Genomic DNA, 15,324 nt, shown 5'->3' with positions numbered 1-15,324 from the left:
TCAGTACGGACTGTCCACTTCCCCGGTCAATGCGTTGATGTAGTAAACTTGCCGTGTGGTCACCACCCGCCAAACCGGAAACCAATAGTTGGCAGGCTGGCTGGCACCGTCGGGGTTCACCGCCACCTTGCGCACGTACCCCAGTTGGATGTCGACGATGCGCGCCGCGCTGTGCCCACTGCCATTGTCCACCATGGTGGCCAGGCTGTCCAGGGCGTCCAGCGCCGACACGGTCGGTTTGGCCGATCCGGCAGGCGTGATGTTGACGACGCACGTCTGCATGTAGCCGTGCAGGATTCCGCCGCGGACGTCGAACGTCAGGGTCACATCGAACATCGGATAGTCGTCGTACGCCTGCTCATACGTCGGTGCAAAACGCTGGGCGAGGGCCGTATCGGCCATGTACTCACTTCCGTGCCATACCCGGTTTAACCACGCAGCCGCTCCCTTGGCAGCGATTGGCCGGTCGTATTCGACCTGCCACGATCCGCTGCCGATGAGCATGACCCTGCCGTCGCTGCCCTGCGCGCCTCCGACAAATTCCTCAATCCGCGGCGAGTGGAACGCCGCCCTGGCCAGTTCGCGCAGCGGCGGATTGGCGAAGTCGGCATGCAGGGTACTGAGGCTAGGGTGATCCGTCGGGACGTTTGCCGCGAGGGTCAGCCCGTGCTCGGCGAGCAAGGTTTTCGTATTCGCCAGCTGATCTTGGTAGGACTCGGCGTAGCCTGCCGTCTGGATCCGGTCCGTGTACAGCGGCCAGGCGAGCACGAGGTCCAACAGCAAAAACGCGAAGATGAACCACGTCTTGGCCTGTTCCCAATTCACGGTGCGGTCATTCCTTCCATCACGGATCCGGTGCGCGCGTCCAACACCCACATCACGATGCCGCTTTCGCTGATGAAGTAGGCGGGCAACAGGTCGACCGCATCCGCGCCGTGCGGGCGCACGGCATAGCCGAACACCACCGTCACGTCGCCCGGCGAGATCGCGGGTTCAATCCGTTGCAACGCCTTCCACATCTGACTGCCCGAGAGGACCGCCACCTGCCAGACACGCGTTCTGCGCACCCGTTCGCGCAGCGGGCGGGTGAACCTCACCACCGTGCCGTGGCTCACGTCCGCTTCGTACGCCGTACCGTCCGACAGAATGGGCAATCCTTGGTCATACGGCACAAATGTGAACGCTTGCAGAGCGTCGGCGAAGATGGAATCATCTTCCTCTTCCACGACGGTGTCGGCCGGTACGCCGCCGTGGGTGCGGACGAAGCCAAGTGCCAGCTGCAACGCAGGCAAGCGACGGCGCAGGGGCGCCGTCTGGTTCGGGTCTTCGTACGTCAACGCATCTTGGGCTTCGTCCCAACGCACGACGCGGCTGCCGTCGGTCCAGACCCACGTGGCCGTGTTTTCCGGGATCCGCGTCAACGCAGCCGGATTGACGAAAAAAGACCGCACCAACGGCATCAGGCCCGCACGGTCCGTCCGCCAGGTCGACGCGGCCACCTCCATCGGCTTGAGCGGCACCCATCCGTCCGAACCGTTCCAGCTGACGAACCGGGCTGACCAAACGGTGGAGCGGATGGCGTTGGCGAACAGGTTGGGCGGCAGGTCGGTCTCCGCCACATAGTCCCCTGACCTGGACGCCAATGCCAGGTACACCGTGTCGCTGCCAATCGGCAGGTACAAAGTGACGGTCTCGGCCGCCACCGCCAGCGGAGTGTTGCGCAGGGCCGGAACCCAGCGGGACAGGGTGGGATGATCCAGCGTCGTCCCGAATTGGAACACCACGGTCGTCCCGTCGTCCGGGGCGTTGGCCACCGGGTGCAGGTTGCGCAGCGACAAGCGGGCCAAACGCGTCAGCCAATCCTGGTAAGCCGGATCGCCCGGCAGCAGGACCGACGGCCTGCCGGTCCCCGCATACTTGACGCGGATCTCCACGGGCCGCGTCACAGTCCGGGCATCCGGCTGGGCGGCCGCAGGCAAAAGCGGTGCCTGGCCTATGCCCACTTCCGTCGAGTTCTGCCAAAGTCCGCGCCACAGCCAAAAACTCTCCACCAGGCTCACCCCCACCAACAGCGCGAGCAGCAGCGTCTTCCAACCGGCGCGCGTCATGCCCGACTGCCCCTCTCCGGCAGCCAGACGGTGACGGTGGTGCCTTCATTCGGCACGCTCTCCATCCAGACGCGACCCCCGTGCAACTTGACCATTTCCCGGACCAGCGCCAGCCCCAATCCGGATCCCCCCTTGCGGCGGTTGCGCGATTTCTCGACCCGGTAAAAGCGGTCGAACACGTGCGGCAAATCCTCCGGCGGGATGCCTTGTCCTGTGTCGGAAACCACGACGGCGACGCCGCCGTCCTGAGCGTGCGCCGCTACGGTGATGCGGCCTCCCGGCGGTGTGAACTTCAGGGCGTTGCTGAGCAGATTGTCCATCACCCGGTCGAGCATGTCCCGGTCGCCCTGCAGATACAGGTCCGGCGGGCAGGTGAGGTGGATGGACACTTCGCCGCGTTCCGCTTGCAACGAAAACCGCTGCACCGTCTGCCGCAGCCACCGCTCTACCTCGATGTCTTGCAGGTTCGGCGTGAGGCCGCCGGCGTCAATGGCCGACAACTGCAGCAAGTCCTGGGTCAGGCGCGTCATACGGTCCGCCTCGGCGCGGATGACGTGCAAGAACTTCGCCTGCATGTCCACCGGCAAATCCGGTCCGTCCAACAGCGCTTCGACATGAGAACGAATGCTCGTCAACGGCGTCTTCAACTCATGGGACACATTGGCGACAAAGTCGCGGCGCGCACGGTTCAGGCGCTCCATATCGGTCACATCGCGCAAGACGGCGACGTATCCTGCGAGCGCCGACCCCTTCTCGATGCGGCTGACCAACACGTGCACCACCGGGCCGTCGCGCACCAACTGGCGGGATTCCCCTTCCGCCTCCGCGGCAGCATCCGCCCGTCCCGCCAGCCCGAGGTGGCGCGCCGCTTCCGGCAGGCCGGCCGCTCCGCCCGGCAACATCGCCAGCGCGGCGTCGTTCCACAACACCGGCTCCAGCCGGTCATCAAACGCGATCACGCCGTCACGCATGTGCTTGATGACCGCCTGCAGCCGTTCCCGCTCCCGGGCGCTCGCGGCGAGTGCGGCCTGCAATTTCTCGGTCAGGTCGTTGATGGCGACCGCCAGCTGGCCGAATTCGTCGTCGCTGTGGACCTCGACGCGGCGTGTGAAATCTCCGCCCGCCAGCTTGCGCGCCAAGGCCGTCACTTCGCGCACCGGTTTCGTGATGGTCTCCGAGAGGGCGAACCCGAACAGTGCCGCCATCGCCAAGGCAATGAGGCTGGCGGTGTAGAAAATGGCCGTCACCTGGCGCACCGTGTTGTACGTCTCCTGCACAGGGACGACGTATTCCACCAAGCCGACGAACGCATCCTGCCAAAACATCGGCACCGCGACCGCCAGCAGGTGTTGCTGCGCCAGCGGATCGTACCGGATGGCGGCCACCTTCTGCCGTTGCACCAACGCCTGCGTCGCCACCGAGTCAATCCGTTTCTGACCAATCAGCGCCTGTCCGGCTGACGTATCCTCCACCACGCCCTCCTTGTTGAGCACATACACCGTCCCGTTGATGAGTTGCGGCAGGGCATGGAGAATCGGCGTGAAGTCGGCCTGGCCGCCTGCAGCCACCCGCGCCGCCTCAGGAGCCGCGATGGTGGCCAAAAGCTGCGCCTGGCGGCTGACCGAAGCCGTCTGGCTCTGGATGAGCGAGGTGGTCAAGGTGTGGACGAAGAACGCCCCGATGAGTTCCAACGTGAAGACGATGAGCAACAGGTAGACGGTGACCAGTTTGGAGCGGACGCTGCGCCACATACGGCTACCTCCGGAAGAAGTAGCCCACGCCGCGCTTGGTCATCACGTAGCGCGGGTTGCTCGGGTCGGGCTCCAATTTCTCCCTCAACCTGCGCACCGTGACATCGACCGTGCGCCCGTCCCCGAGATAACTTGTGCCCCATACCTGTTCCAACAGCTCCTCCCGGGTGTACACCACACCGGGCCGCGCCGCCAGGAACGCCAACAGTTCGAACTCCCGGTGGGTGAGCAAAACGGGTTCTCCGGCGCGCGTGACTTCGTAGTGGCGGAGGTCAATCACGACATCCCCCGCGACAATCCGTTCCCGCTTGCCGTCCTGGACAGACGCCCCTTCGTCCAATGCCATGCGCCGCAGATGGGCCTTGACGCGCGCGAGCAGCTCCCGCATGCTGAACGGTTTGGTCACGTAGTCGTCTGCACCCAGCTCCAAGCCCAATACCTTGTCCACCTCGGAGTCCCGCGCCGTGAGCATGATGATGGGAACCTTGCTGAACGCGCGCACCTCTTTGCACACCTCAAATCCGTCTTTCTCCGGCAGCATTACGTCGAGCAGGATGAGCTGCGGCTCTGACCGGCGGACCGCCTCCACCGCCTCCATGCCGTCGTACGCGACTTGCACCGTGTAGCCTTCGCGCTCCAGCGTGAATTTGAGAATTTCGGCAATCGACTCTTCATCTTCCACCACCAAGATGTCGGCCATGACCTTCCCTCCTCTCCGTTTCGCCCCTGGTCCCGGCGTACCCGCAGCGAGCGTGGCCGCCGCGGGTGGATGGCCGCGGATGGGTGAGACGGAATTGCATCCGGTGCATGCCGCGTACATGCGTTGCCCCACCCTGACCGAAACTATCGCCAGGAGGTGACGCCACCGTGAATGAACGGACTGTGTTGGCATCGTTTCTCTGCGAAGAAGACGCCCGGCGGGCCGAAGCCGAAATTCGCGCGCTCGGCGTGCACGTGACCCAGGTGGACGACTTGGCCGGTGTCCCCGGCAGACCGCCGGATCGCGATTCATTCCTGATCAGCGGTGACTTTCCGGGTCTGGCATCCATCACGCTCGGCCGTACCGGTCAAGGTCCGGACGCCGCCGCACTGCTCGCCGCCCACCCTGCCGCAAGCGGCATGGCGGATGGGGCGGATATCATCACCGGGCGCAACGTGTTGCTCACCGTCGTCTGTCCGGAGGCGTTGACCGAACAGGTGGTCCGCGTCATCCGCGCCTGTGGCGGCAGCACATGAGCCGGCTCACCCGCGCAGCACCCAGACCATGTGCGGCGCGGTGACGACCGCTTGGTAACGCCCAAGGCGTGAAAGCAACAACGTATACGGATTGGAGACCACCGCAGGCAAGTTGTCCTGCGGTTGGTACGCAGCGAGATCGAAGACCGGCGGGCCAAACCACCACGGCTTGGACGTCACGTACGCGCGAACCCCTGCCAACAAGCCCTGACGCGCGTAGAGAGGAATGTCGTACACCAGCGCGAACTTGGCCCAGAAGGCCACGGCGGCCAACCCGGCCAGAAACAGCGCGGCGCGGGTCCAGAACTGAACGGACCGCAGCGCCCGCGCTGCCTTGATGCGCCGCAACCGGGCACGCCGCCGCTTCTGCCGCAGCCGGCGCTTGCGGGCCAGGGCCCGCTGATACTCGCGCCGCGACAACCGCTTCCCGGACCCCGTCATCCCCGTATCCGTCATGACGGCGTATGGATCCTTTCCAGATTGACGAACTTGTTGTAGTTCTTGAGAAACACCAGCTCCACCTTGCCGGTCGGGCCGTTGCGCTGCTTGGCGATGATGACCTCGACCACATTCTTGCGCTCGCTGTCTGGATCGTAGTAGTCGTCACGGTACAAGAACGCGACCACATCCGCGTCTTGCTCGATGCTGCCCGATTCACGGATGTCCGACAGCATCGGCCGTTTGTCTTGCCGTTGTTCCACGGAGCGGCTGAGCTGGGCGAGCGCCAGAACGGGCACATCGAGTTCACGGGCGAGTTGCTTCAGCATGCGCGAGATCTCCGAAATCTCCTGTTGGCGGTTCTCGTGGCGGCTGCGCCGGCCATGAATCAGCTGCAGATAGTCGATCACGACAAACCCAAGCCCCACCTGCGCCTTCAGACGGCGCAGCTTGCTGCGCATCTCCGGCACGGAGATGCCAGGCGTGTCGTCGATGTAGATGGGCGCGTTGCTGAGGGTGCTCACCCCCATCGACAGCTTTGGCCAATCTTCTTCATCCAAGGCACCGGTACGCAGCTTGTGTCCGTCGATGTATGCCTCGGCGCTCAGCATCCGCTGCGCCAGCTGGTCTTTCGACATCTCCAGGCTGAAGATCGCCACGGGGACCCCTGCCCGCACCGCCACGTTCTGCGCAAGATTGAGGGCGAACGCCGTCTTGCCGACCGACGGCCGTGCCGCGACGATGATGAGGTCGCTCTTCTGCAGACCACTCGTCATGCGGTCGAGCTCAGCATATCCTGTAGGCAACCCGGTGATGTGACCATCGCTCTCATACAACTGCGCAATCCGGTCGAACGTCACCCCGAGCACATCGGCAATGTGGGAGAAGTCCCGCGTGCGCCGCGTCTCGGACAGGTGCAAAATCCGCTGTTCCGCCTCAGCCAGGAGTTCTTCGCCGGACAGCTCGCCGCGGTATCCTTCCTGGGCAATCTCGGTCGCCACACGGATGATGTTGCGCAGCAACGATTTGTCACGGACAATTTGGACGTACTGTTCGATATGCAGCGCAGTCGGAATGGCCTCAGCCAGGTTCGCGATGTACTCGAGACCGCCGGCCTGTTCGAGCAAACCTTCCTTCGCTTGGAGCTGCGCCGTGGTGGTGACCACGTCAATCGGTTGCCCGGCTTCGTACAACTCGCGCATCGCGGCGAAGATGACCTGGTGCGCCTGGACATAGAAGTCCTCCGGCTCAAGCCACTCCACGGCCACCGCCACCGCGTCCGCCGAGATCAGCATGGCTCCGAGCACCGCCTGCTCTGCGTCCAGGCTCTGCGGAGGCATCCGCAACCCGTCCTGGTCCTCCCACGCCAAGCTCAGGGGCCCGGCCGAGTCGTGCGCGTCCATCCCCGCACCTTCTTCCTTCCGCATGACCTCGGTTCAATCGAACGCAAGGACCCCCGAGGGGCCTTCTCCGGCAAGATCCGTTCTGCCGGCACCGCAGCATCCGTCAAGCCGACGGATCGGCTTCCACGAACACCGTCAGATCCGCCGTGACCTCCGGATGCAACCGCACCTGAACATGGTAACCACCCAGGGCCTTGATCGGTTCTTCGAGGTGAATCTTTCGTTTGTCTACCTGAATCCCCATGCGCGCGAGGGCTTCGCTGATATGCTTCGATGTCACGGCTCCGAACAGGCGGCCGCCTTCCCCCGCGTGCGCCGGGATGGAGACCTTGATCTGAGACAGCTTTTCCGCCAACGCTTTGGCATGGGCCAGTTCTTGCGCCTCTCGCCGCGCCTTGGCTTCCTGTTGCGCTTTGAGTTGCTGCAGCTGACCCGGTGTCGCTTCGACCGCCAATTTCCGGGGAAACAAATAGTTACGGGCGTACCCTTCCGAAACTTCTTTGATCTCGCCGGCTTTCCCTTGGCCCTTCACATCTGCGAGCAGAATGACCTTCATCGTCCTCGCCCCTTTGTTCCAAACGCTTGCCTTCCGCGTTACCGCCGGTGCTGCCGCATCAGGTCAAGCATGCCGATGATGATGTAAAGCGCCCCGACAAACTGCAAAGTCAACGGCAGGGCGATAAGCGGGAACAACCACGCGTATTTCACCTGCCCCAACGCCGACACCCGCCGCCAAAGCCATGCCAACCCTTGGATGCCGAGGAGAAACCCGGCTACGAACGAGGCGTTGTGGACCGACTGTCCCCAAAAGGACGGGTTGTCGACCCAACCGAACAATATGATACATTGCAGAAGGACATAGAGAACCACCGTGGCATACGGTAAATTCCACCCGTCAATCAGCAATGCGAAACGGGGAATGCGCCTTTGCAGCAGCAGGCGCGCGCCGCCGACATTCATCCACGCCAGCGCAACCGCTGTGACCCCAATCATCCCCGGAAGCATCATCAGCACCCACTGCGCGCGCTCGTCCGCGAGCCGCCGAATCTCCGCCGGCGTGAGGTTGAGAATGCGTTGATCGGCCGCCAACCAGGTGTGGAACATCGCTTGGACGGCCGCCCGGATGTCATGGCCTGCGGCGCGGTACTGAGCCAGCTGAACCAACTCCAGCATCACGAACAACAACGTAGTGAAGACCAAGGCAGGATACGGCGACTCGCCTTCTCGCACGTGCTCCCCGGTCACGCGCGCCATTGCGTACATCCCGACGGCGAACACCAGCCCCGACCACCCAAATCCGCCCAACAGCAGAAACACCGCCGCACACCCGGCCAACGCGGTGACCGCCGCTTGACCTTCGCACACCGCCATCACGATGAGCGGCAGAGGCAAGAACCAAACCGCCAACAGGTTGACACCCGGCAACAGGGTGCAACTGCAGAGGAGGACGAACAGCGCCAGAGCCAGAAGGGCTTCCGCGCTCATCCCATCGCGCCAGCCCATGCCGTCACCTCTTGCTCTGAATGTACCGCGCAAAGAAGTCAGCGGTGTCCGGTTCCAGTTCGAGTTTCGGCAGGACGCGCGCCAGCCACTCGTGCATCATGCGGTCGATGTCTTGTGGCATGATGCCGATCTGCGCCCCGAGCAGGTACACCGTGCCCGCGACTTGTGCGAGGCTGCGCGCGATGTCCCGTTCGCTCCCCGATTGCACGGCGCGATGGACGGCAGCGACGTGTTCGAGAAGGTCCACCTTGGTCGCTTCAATAGAACGGAGTTTGCGCGCGATGCGCGCATGGGGGTCCGAACCAGGCACGGCGTCTCCTCCTCCGCCGGACAACAGGTCCGGCGCCGATCCCGTCATCAGGGATGGATCATTCCACAGGACGCTCGCTTCTCCTGCCAGGGCGTCCCGCTCGGGTGGGTCGGCACAACAGCGATCCGACACAGATTCGCCATGGAGGTGCGAACATCGGAAGCACGAATATCTCAAAAATCGGAAGCGCGAACATCTCAAAAAACGAGGAAGCGAGAGACCGTCGTCGGCCTCTCGCTTCACCGTCTCCAGGCGGCCGGAGCCGCCGTTGCTCATTGAGAGAAACTCACTCCGTGGTATACGGCAACAGCGCGACTTGGCGCGCCCGCTTGATGGCCACGGTGACCTGCCGTTGATGGCGTGCGCAATTCCCGGAGATCCGCCGGGGCAGGATTTTTCCCCGTTCCGTCAAGTAACGGGACAGCCGGTTGACGTCCTTGTAATCGGCGTACTCGATTTTGTCCACGCAAAACTGGCAAACCTTACGGCGCTTGCCGCCACGGCCCTTACGCGGCATTCACGTTCCCTCCTCGCTGCACAGAGCTTGCGGTTCCTCCCGGGTGAGCCGCTCGGGGGAACCGAACGGTTCACATGTTAAAACGGCAAGTCGTCATCCGAGATGTCGATGAGCTGACTGTCATCCGCGAACGGATCGTCTTCATAACGAGGGGCACGCGCCGGCTCAGGCCGGTTGCGATTCGTCACCGGTGCGGCAGGTGCGGTCGCAGCAGTCTGTGCCTGGCCAGTGTCCGCGCGGTCCAAGAACCGGACCGTCTCCGCCACCACTTCCGCGACGCGTACCCGCTGGCCGTCCCGGTTTTCGTACGTCCGGATTTGGAGCCGGCCGTCCACCGCGGCGAGGCGGCCCTTGTGGAGGTATTGTGCACAGAGTTCCGCTTGTTTCTGCCAGACCACGATGTTGATAAAATCCGTCTCCCGCTCTCCCGACGCATTGGGCCGCATGCGGTCCACCGCGAGAGAGAACGACGCGACCGGAGTGCCGGAGTTGGTGTACCGTAACTCCGGGTCTGCCGTCAACCTGCCGATGAGAATCACCCGGTTCAGCATGGGCGTCCCCTCCAGACGGTATCTATTCCCCGAGCCGCACCGTGAGGTAACGCATCACTGCATCATCAATCCTCAACAGGCGTTCGAGCTCTTGGGTAAAGTTCGCGTTCGCCGTAAACTGCATCAACACGTAGTACCCTTCGCGTTGATGATCAATCTCGTAAGCCAAGCGGCGCTTGCCCATCTCCTGGACCTGATCCACCTTGCCGCCGTGCTCTGTGACGAGGGACTGGTATCGGTTCACCAGTTCCTGGATCTGCTCCGGCTCCAGGTCCGGGCGCAGCACGTACATCACTTCATATTGACGCACCGGCAGTCACCTCCTTTTGGTCTACGGCCCTGCATCGCGTGCAGAGCAAGGATCGGCGCGTGATGAAACGTGCCATTCCATCATACTAACACAAGGTCATGGTTTGCACAAGCAAGCGGAGAAACTCGCATGACGGCTGTCCGCCGCGCCGCGAACATGGAACCTCGCATGGTTGGACTCACACATTGAAGCGGAAGTGCATAATGTCACCGTCTTGAACCACGTAATCCTTGCCTTCCAAGCGGACCTTCCCGCTTTCGCGTGCGGCCGCCATGGATCCGGCGGCAATCAAGTCTTCATACGCGATGACCTCGGCCCGGATAAAACCCCGCTCGAAGTCCGAATGGATGACCCCTGCCGCTTGCGGCGCCTTCGTCCCGCGCCGGACGGTCCACGCCCGCACTTCCGGCTCTCCTGCCGTGAAATACGTGATGAGACCGAGCAAGCGGTACGAGGAGCGGATGAGCCGGTTCAGCCCGGGTTCCGCAACGCCGAGATCCGCCAGGAATGCGGCTCGCTCTTCTGCATCCAACTCGGCGATTTCAGCCTCAATCTGTGCGCAAATCGGGACGACCTCCGCTCCCTCCTGTTGCGCGCGCGCCATGACAGCCTGTACGTGCGGGTTCTCTTCCGGATGCTGCATGCTGTGTTCGTCGACGTTGGCCGCGTAGAGCACCGGTTTCGCGGTGAGTAGATGCAGGTCGCGCAAAAGCCCGCGGGCTTCCTCCGCGATGGCCACCGTGCGTGCCGGCTTGCCGTCGGAGAGAGCGGCCGCGAGCTGTTCCAACGCCTCAGCCTCGACGGCAAACCGCTTTTCACCGGATTTCATGTTCTTCCGTGCCCGCTCAAGGCGGCGTTCCACCGTTTCCAGATCCGCCAGCACCAGTTCGAGGTTGATGGTCTCCATGTCGCGGATGGGATCGACATGGCCAGCCACATGCGTGACATCCGGGTTCTCAAAACACCGCACCACATGGACAATGGCGTCGACTTCCCGAATGTGTCCGAGGAACTTGTTGCCGAGGCCCTCCCCCTTGCTCGCGCCGGCGACCAACCCGGCGATGTCGACAAACTCAAACGCCGTAGGTACAATCCGACGAGGATGGACGATGTCCGCAATCCGATGCAGGCGTTCGTCCGGCACCTCGACGACGCCGACGTTCGGATCAATGGTGCAGAACGGATAGTTGGCGGCCTCTGCACCCGCTCTGGTGATGGCGTTGAACAGCGTCGACTTGCCGACATTCGGCAACCCGACAATTCCCGCCTGCAGTGGCATGTCCACACCTCTTTCGTCAGCTTCGGGCTTCATTATATGGAATCGGCGACAAGGCGGCAATCACGCCGAGGAGGATTTCTTCACATGTTGAGCATGACGGAGTAAAATCAGGGATGGGTCGCAGGCATGGTCCGGCGAACGGACTCAGCCTGCCTGTACACGTTGTTCGAGCGGGCGTTCGTGGGTTCTGTCCGCGCGATGGGTTGGATATTTTGGATGGTGTATGGCAAGCTATCCATGCAAGGAGGTGGAGGATGTGTTAAAGCGACTGATGCGGAAACTGCGTGTCCGCCGCCTCGCGACGCGGGCGTTGGCTGCAGAGATGCAACGAGTACCATCCTTCCGTCCCCGCCGTCATGCCATGTGTGCATAAATCCTGGCGTCATCCACGTGTCGTCATGAGGGGCTGACGAGACCCCGGTCATACTCCCGCCAGCCCCTCTCATCATCCCTTTGCCGCCATCCCTTCCTCATGTTCCATTCCCTTGCGCGTCCCCCATTTTGGACGGATGTCATTCTCCCGCGCCGTCCTGGGAACCGGATGGAACCAACACCTTGCGCAAAAGACGTTCAAACCGGGATCGCGGGATGAGGACGCTGTGCCCACATGATTGGCACTTGATCCGGATGTCCATACCCATGCGGATGATGCGCCATGCATTGGCGCCGCACGCGTGGGGTTTTTTCAATTGAACAATGTCGTCCAATTGGTAAGACGTCATCCGCGGCACCCCCTCAACGCAGCGCAATCTGTTCGCGCGCAAACGCCTGGATGATCCGATGCACCGCCTCACGTTGCACGTCCGCCCCCCGCGTTGGCCTGCAGACGGCGGTGGCGCGGAGCAGGATGTCGTTGTCGCGCAGCATGTGAATGCCGAGGACCTTCACATCGCCGACGATGTCGTCTGACTCCATCCGCATCTCCTCCAACACCTGGCCCATCACGTCCATCGCCCGCCGGGTGTCTTCCCGATAGCTGACCGGGACGTCGATGACCGCGACCGCATTTTCCCTGGAGTAGTTCGTGATCTGTTGGATCTGGCCATTGGGTATGATCTCGATCTCGCCGGTCCAGACTTGCAGGCGGGTGAGGCGCAACCCGATGGTCTTCACGGTACCGGTGACGTTGTTGATCTTCACCAAATCTCCGACCGCATACTGGTCTTCAAACAGGATAAAAAAGCCGGTCAGGACGTCACGGATGAGACTCTGTGCCCCGAATCCAAGCGCCAACCCCGCGATGCCTGCGCCCGCCAAGAGCGTTTCAATCCGGACTCCCATCGTCTGCAATGCCATCAGAATAAAGATGAAATACACCAGATAACGGAGCACGTTGTCGAGCAACGACTCCATCGTGTCGCGCCGGCGGGGTTGCATACGTACCGCCGGCGAACGCAGCAGCCGGCCCACCGCACGCGACCCAAAGCGAATGGCGACGCGCGCCGCCAGATAGAGGAGAAGGATCTCCGCCGCCTTGACCCCGGCCGTGATCGCTGCGCGATCCCAATCTACCGCAGGGACGCCGCCCTGCAGCAATGTTTGCCAAAAGCCCGCTTTTGCACTGGATCCACTGGTGAGCCCGGCCGCGTGCGCGGAGGTGGCAGTATTCCCCGCCACCGGTGATGGTTTGGCAGTCGAAGCGACATATGTATGGCCTGCGTCCGTGTTCACCATGCCCACCTCGATTCCGCGGCGCGTACCCGCCACGATCCGTCACGCTGCGCAGACCGACGGAGGCGCCGCGGTTTCGGATACATCGGCATCGTTCATCCCCAAACTGCAACGTCCTTCAAGAAACGTACATAAAACTATACCACACGCAGCCGGCGCTGCGCATGGATTCCCTTCGCCGCAGCCGTGTTGGTTCCATCACGCCGGCTTTCCCGGAACCACCGCGTGCTTGTTCTTCTCACCATACGGTTTGCGTCAACCAACGAGCGAGCCAAGCTGCGCCTTGGACTCCCCATCCCTGATCCAGCCAAGGGGCCATCCATGCTGGCAACAGGGGCACCACGGAAGCGAGCAGCAGCGAGGTCACCACCGTGACGACCGCTGCCGCGAAATGGGCCAGCATCCGTTGCACCCAGCGCGCTTTCCATCCGACGGGGTGGTGGACAGCCGGTTCATCGTAGAGGCCGAGAAGCAGCCAATGCACCGCGCAGAAACTGCACACGACCGCGAGCACGGCACCCGCTGTGAACAGAAGCTCCGCCGTATGATACGCCCACAGCTGCAGCTGCCACGAATCGGGCAGTCCTGCACTGACAGGCAATGGTGCCAGTTTGCGTGCGGTCCATGCGGCTTGCAATTTACCCAGCCACCAGCGCCAAACCGGACTTGCCGGAGGGACAACATGCACGATAAACCAATCCGAAATATGTAGCACGACGGAGAATCCTGTCCCTGCCGCCGCGAGCAGCAGCAGAATCAGCCGGGGGTGCGCCCGGCGCAACGCGATCGCGGTCCAAGCCCAGACGCCGATGAGCAACGTGTCGGCCATGCCCGTTTCCCCCTCCGCCAAGGCAACAGGTTCCGTTCCATCCGCACCCGGTCCGTCATGGTGTCCAACAAAAGACATGACGGCGACTGCAGACAGGTATAGTTGAAAGTACGCCTACGTATACTGGGAATATTCCGGCTTAGGAGGATTCCCGGTGAACGACGCATTCAGGTCAGCCGAGCCGTCTGTGGCGGAGGGTGCTCCCTTCCGCATCCCGTTCGACCACGAAGCCGCCGTGACGCAATTGGCTCGTTGTCTCGAACATGTATTTCTGGAGGCAGGCCGGCGCGACGTCGCCATCGTGTGCGTCGGGACAGACCGTTCGACCGGCGATGCGTTTGGGCCCATCATCGGTACACGCCTGCAGTCTGCTGTGCTGCCTGCCCGAGTCCGCGTGTTCGGTACACTGGATGAACCGGTGCACGCCGTCAACCTGGCCAGCACGCTGGATGACCTTCGGCGCAATCCTCTGCGCCACCCTTTCATTCTGGCCATTGATGCTTGTTTGGGACGCTTCGATCACGTAGGGCATCTCATCGTCGAAAAGGGACCGTTGCGGCCAGGCGCGGGCGTGAAAAAATCGCTCCCTGAGTTCGGGGACTATACGCTCACCGGTGTCGTCAACGTGTGCGGCTTCATGGAATACTTCGTGCTGCAGAACACACGCTTGGGCGTTGTCATGCGCATGACCGATGTGGTGGTGCGTGCATTGTTGGAGAGTTTGCAGCGGGTGGAGTTGCGTCGCTCCATCGTCGAGTCATCGCAGCCTGCGCGGTCATCCCACGCACACAGAAACCTGTAAACATGATTTGAACACACCGCGGCACCATGACGGGCCGCGGGTGCTCTTCATCATGTTCCCTATACCGGCACACGACGGTGGATGTCGCCAGGATGGGCGGATTGTTCGATGACGTCACGTTCTTCTTCCGTCAACGCGTAACGGGATTCCCCGCCGACCACAGGTTTCGCATACATGCGGGACTCCTCCCGTCCGTAGATGGACGAGATCACGACCCCGTCGAGATGGTCGTCGAGGAGTGCGATCGAAAAGCTCAGGTCGCTGCCTTGTCCTTCAAACGCGTTGTACCGAACGATCCGGGCGGTGGATATTTTCCGGGCCACCGCTTCTTGCAGATCGGTCAATGTCTGGCGCAACGCGGCCAATTCTTTTTCCAAACGTTCGGCCTTCTCCACCGTCCGTTCGTAGACCGCTTCGAGATCCGCCGTTTGATGGATGTCTTTCCAGCGACGGAAGCGACGGCGCAACCCGGCGAGGGCGGCCAACCCCCAGATGGCCAGAACGAGGCTGAACACGGAGATCACGGACAAGATGATGACGGCGAATTCAAGCCATTGCATCACAGCGGACGCCCCCTTGTCGCGAATTGGCCGGGCCAGCGACGTTTAGTCTGCCC

Annotated in this window: 19 protein-coding genes; 2 read left to right on the top strand and 17 right to left on the bottom strand. The window is 62.5% G+C overall.

Features of this window, described 5'->3' with window-relative positions; all coding sequences use genetic code 11:
- The 4 genes from yycI to IEX97_RS00520 are packed head-to-tail and all read right to left on the bottom strand — an operon-like array spanning position 1 to position 4,559.
- Complete coding sequence (yycI, locus tag IEX97_RS00535; RefSeq protein WP_188880506.1) at positions 1-825, bottom strand: two-component system regulatory protein YycI; 825 nt, start codon at positions 823-825, stop codon at positions 1-3.
- Positions 822-2,108 (bottom strand): hypothetical protein, encoded by a 1,287-nt coding sequence (locus IEX97_RS00530; RefSeq protein WP_188880505.1) that lies wholly within the window; start codon positions 2,106-2,108, stop codon positions 822-824. The genes yycI and IEX97_RS00530 overlap by 4 nt, the downstream gene beginning before the upstream one ends.
- Positions 2,105-3,859 carry a sensor histidine kinase gene (locus tag IEX97_RS00525; RefSeq protein ID WP_188880504.1) on the bottom strand — a complete coding sequence of 585 codons (1,755 nt, stop codon included), beginning with the start codon at positions 3,857-3,859 and terminating at the stop codon, positions 2,105-2,107. Before IEX97_RS00525 ends, IEX97_RS00530 begins: the two co-directional genes overlap by 4 nt.
- Before the next feature lie 4 nt (positions 3,860-3,863).
- On the bottom strand, positions 3,864-4,559 hold the full coding sequence (locus IEX97_RS00520) for a response regulator (protein ID WP_188880503.1): 696 nt from the start codon (positions 4,557-4,559) through the stop codon (positions 3,864-3,866).
- Positions 4,560-4,726: 167 nt separating this feature from the next.
- Here IEX97_RS00520 and IEX97_RS00515 point away from each other — a divergent pair, with 167 nt between their 5' ends.
- Positions 4,727-5,095, top strand: coding sequence for a hypothetical protein (locus IEX97_RS00515; RefSeq protein ID WP_188880502.1), 369 nt, complete (start codon positions 4,727-4,729; stop codon positions 5,093-5,095).
- Positions 5,096-5,101: 6 nt separating this feature from the next.
- On the opposite strand, the gene IEX97_RS00510 is transcribed toward IEX97_RS00515, so the two are convergent.
- The 12 genes from IEX97_RS00510 to IEX97_RS00455 form a co-directional block, all read right to left on the bottom strand.
- Positions 5,102-5,551: a hypothetical protein gene (locus IEX97_RS00510; protein ID WP_188880501.1), complete on the bottom strand. Its 450-nt coding sequence runs from the start codon at positions 5,549-5,551 to the stop codon at positions 5,102-5,104.
- Positions 5,548-6,936, bottom strand: coding sequence for a replicative DNA helicase (gene dnaB, locus IEX97_RS00505; protein ID WP_188880500.1), 1,389 nt, complete (start codon positions 6,934-6,936; stop codon positions 5,548-5,550). The genes IEX97_RS00510 and dnaB overlap by 4 nt, the downstream gene beginning before the upstream one ends.
- A 103-nt stretch (positions 6,937-7,039) precedes the next feature.
- Entirely contained in the window at positions 7,040-7,492 is a 453-nt protein-coding gene (gene rplI / locus IEX97_RS00500) for a 50S ribosomal protein L9 (protein WP_188880499.1), read from the bottom strand.
- Positions 7,493-7,530: 38 nt separating this feature from the next.
- Positions 7,531-8,439 (bottom strand): DUF2232 domain-containing protein, encoded by a 909-nt coding sequence (locus tag IEX97_RS00495; RefSeq protein ID WP_188880498.1) that lies wholly within the window; start codon positions 8,437-8,439, stop codon positions 7,531-7,533.
- 4 nt (positions 8,440-8,443) lie between these two features.
- Positions 8,444-8,749, bottom strand: a complete 306-nt coding sequence (locus IEX97_RS00490; RefSeq protein WP_188880497.1) for a MazG-like family protein — start codon at positions 8,747-8,749, stop codon at positions 8,444-8,446.
- A 286-nt stretch (positions 8,750-9,035) separates the two neighbouring features.
- Positions 9,036-9,266, bottom strand: coding sequence for a 30S ribosomal protein S18 (rpsR, locus tag IEX97_RS00485; protein WP_188880496.1), 231 nt, complete (start codon positions 9,264-9,266; stop codon positions 9,036-9,038).
- Between the two features lie 77 nt (positions 9,267-9,343).
- Positions 9,344-9,817 carry a single-stranded DNA-binding protein gene (locus tag IEX97_RS00480; RefSeq protein ID WP_188880494.1) on the bottom strand — a complete coding sequence of 158 codons (474 nt, stop codon included), beginning with the start codon at positions 9,815-9,817 and terminating at the stop codon, positions 9,344-9,346.
- A gap of 22 nt (positions 9,818-9,839) precedes the next feature.
- The gene (gene rpsF, locus IEX97_RS00475) at positions 9,840-10,127 is read right to left on the bottom strand and encodes a 30S ribosomal protein S6 (RefSeq protein WP_188880493.1); all 288 of its coding nucleotides are present in this window, start codon (positions 10,125-10,127) and stop codon (positions 9,840-9,842) included.
- Between the two features lie 178 nt (positions 10,128-10,305).
- A complete protein-coding gene (gene ychF / locus IEX97_RS00470; RefSeq protein ID WP_188880492.1) occupies positions 10,306-11,406 on the bottom strand; it encodes a redox-regulated ATPase YchF in 1,101 nt (366 codons plus the stop codon).
- Between the two features lie 512 nt (positions 11,407-11,918).
- On the bottom strand, positions 11,919-12,128 hold the full coding sequence (locus IEX97_RS00465; RefSeq protein WP_188880491.1) for a DUF951 domain-containing protein: 210 nt from the start codon (positions 12,126-12,128) through the stop codon (positions 11,919-11,921).
- 13 nt (positions 12,129-12,141) lie between these two features.
- A complete protein-coding gene (locus tag IEX97_RS00460; protein ID WP_188880489.1) occupies positions 12,142-13,113 on the bottom strand; it encodes a mechanosensitive ion channel family protein in 972 nt (323 codons plus the stop codon).
- A gap of 202 nt (positions 13,114-13,315) precedes the next feature.
- A complete protein-coding gene (locus IEX97_RS00455; RefSeq protein ID WP_188880488.1) occupies positions 13,316-13,906 on the bottom strand; it encodes a hypothetical protein in 591 nt (196 codons plus the stop codon).
- 154 nt (positions 13,907-14,060) lie between these two features.
- Between IEX97_RS00455 and yyaC the strand changes: the two genes are divergently transcribed.
- Positions 14,061-14,708, top strand: coding sequence for a spore protease YyaC (gene yyaC, locus IEX97_RS00450; protein WP_229776161.1), 648 nt, complete (start codon positions 14,061-14,063; stop codon positions 14,706-14,708).
- Positions 14,709-14,767: 59 nt separating this feature from the next.
- On the opposite strand, the gene IEX97_RS00445 is transcribed toward yyaC, so the two are convergent.
- A complete protein-coding gene (locus IEX97_RS00445) occupies positions 14,768-15,268 on the bottom strand; it encodes a DUF4446 family protein (protein ID WP_188880538.1) in 501 nt (166 codons plus the stop codon).
- Positions 15,269-15,324: the final 56 nt, after the last annotated feature.

The organism is Paenalicyclobacillus cellulosilyticus (assembly GCF_014647315.1).
Taxonomy (GTDB): Bacteria; Bacillota; Bacilli; order Alicyclobacillales; family Alicyclobacillaceae; genus Alicyclobacillus_J; species Alicyclobacillus_J cellulosilyticus.
Note: the sequence above shows the minus strand (reverse complement) of the source record. Positions and strands in the feature narration are given on the sequence as shown.

Bases quoted from the DNA above. Each gene is read 5' to 3' on its own strand.
- dnaB (WP_188880500.1), bottom strand. From the start codon at position 6,936: ATGGACGCGCACGACTCGGCCGGGCCCCTGAGCTTGGCGTGGGAGGAC.
- IEX97_RS00465 (WP_188880491.1), bottom strand. From the start codon at position 12,128: ATGACGTCTTACCAATTGGACGACATTGTTCAATTGAAAAAACCCCAC.
- IEX97_RS00530 (WP_188880505.1), bottom strand. From the start codon at position 2,108: ATGACGCGCGCCGGTTGGAAGACGCTGCTGCTCGCGCTGTTGGTGGGG.
- IEX97_RS00455 (WP_188880488.1), bottom strand. From the start codon at position 13,906: ATGGCCGACACGTTGCTCATCGGCGTCTGGGCTTGGACCGCGATCGCG.
- IEX97_RS00445 (WP_188880538.1), bottom strand. From the start codon at position 15,268: ATGCAATGGCTTGAATTCGCCGTCATCATCTTGTCCGTGATCTCCGTG.
- IEX97_RS00495 (WP_188880498.1), bottom strand. From the start codon at position 8,439: ATGGGCTGGCGCGATGGGATGAGCGCGGAAGCCCTTCTGGCTCTGGCG.
- rplI (WP_188880499.1), bottom strand. From the start codon at position 7,492: ATGAAGGTCATTCTGCTCGCAGATGTGAAGGGCCAAGGGAAAGCCGGC.
- IEX97_RS00520 (WP_188880503.1), bottom strand. From the start codon at position 4,559: ATGGCCGACATCTTGGTGGTGGAAGATGAAGAGTCGATTGCCGAAATT.
- rpsR (WP_188880496.1), bottom strand. From the start codon at position 9,266: ATGCCGCGTAAGGGCCGTGGCGGCAAGCGCCGTAAGGTTTGCCAGTTT.
- IEX97_RS00510 (WP_188880501.1), bottom strand. From the start codon at position 5,551: ATGACGGATACGGGGATGACGGGGTCCGGGAAGCGGTTGTCGCGGCGC.
- IEX97_RS00525 (WP_188880504.1), bottom strand. From the start codon at position 3,859: ATGTGGCGCAGCGTCCGCTCCAAACTGGTCACCGTCTACCTGTTGCTC.
- IEX97_RS00480 (WP_188880494.1), bottom strand. From the start codon at position 9,817: ATGCTGAACCGGGTGATTCTCATCGGCAGGTTGACGGCAGACCCGGAG.
- ychF (WP_188880492.1), bottom strand. From the start codon at position 11,406: ATGCCACTGCAGGCGGGAATTGTCGGGTTGCCGAATGTCGGCAAGTCG.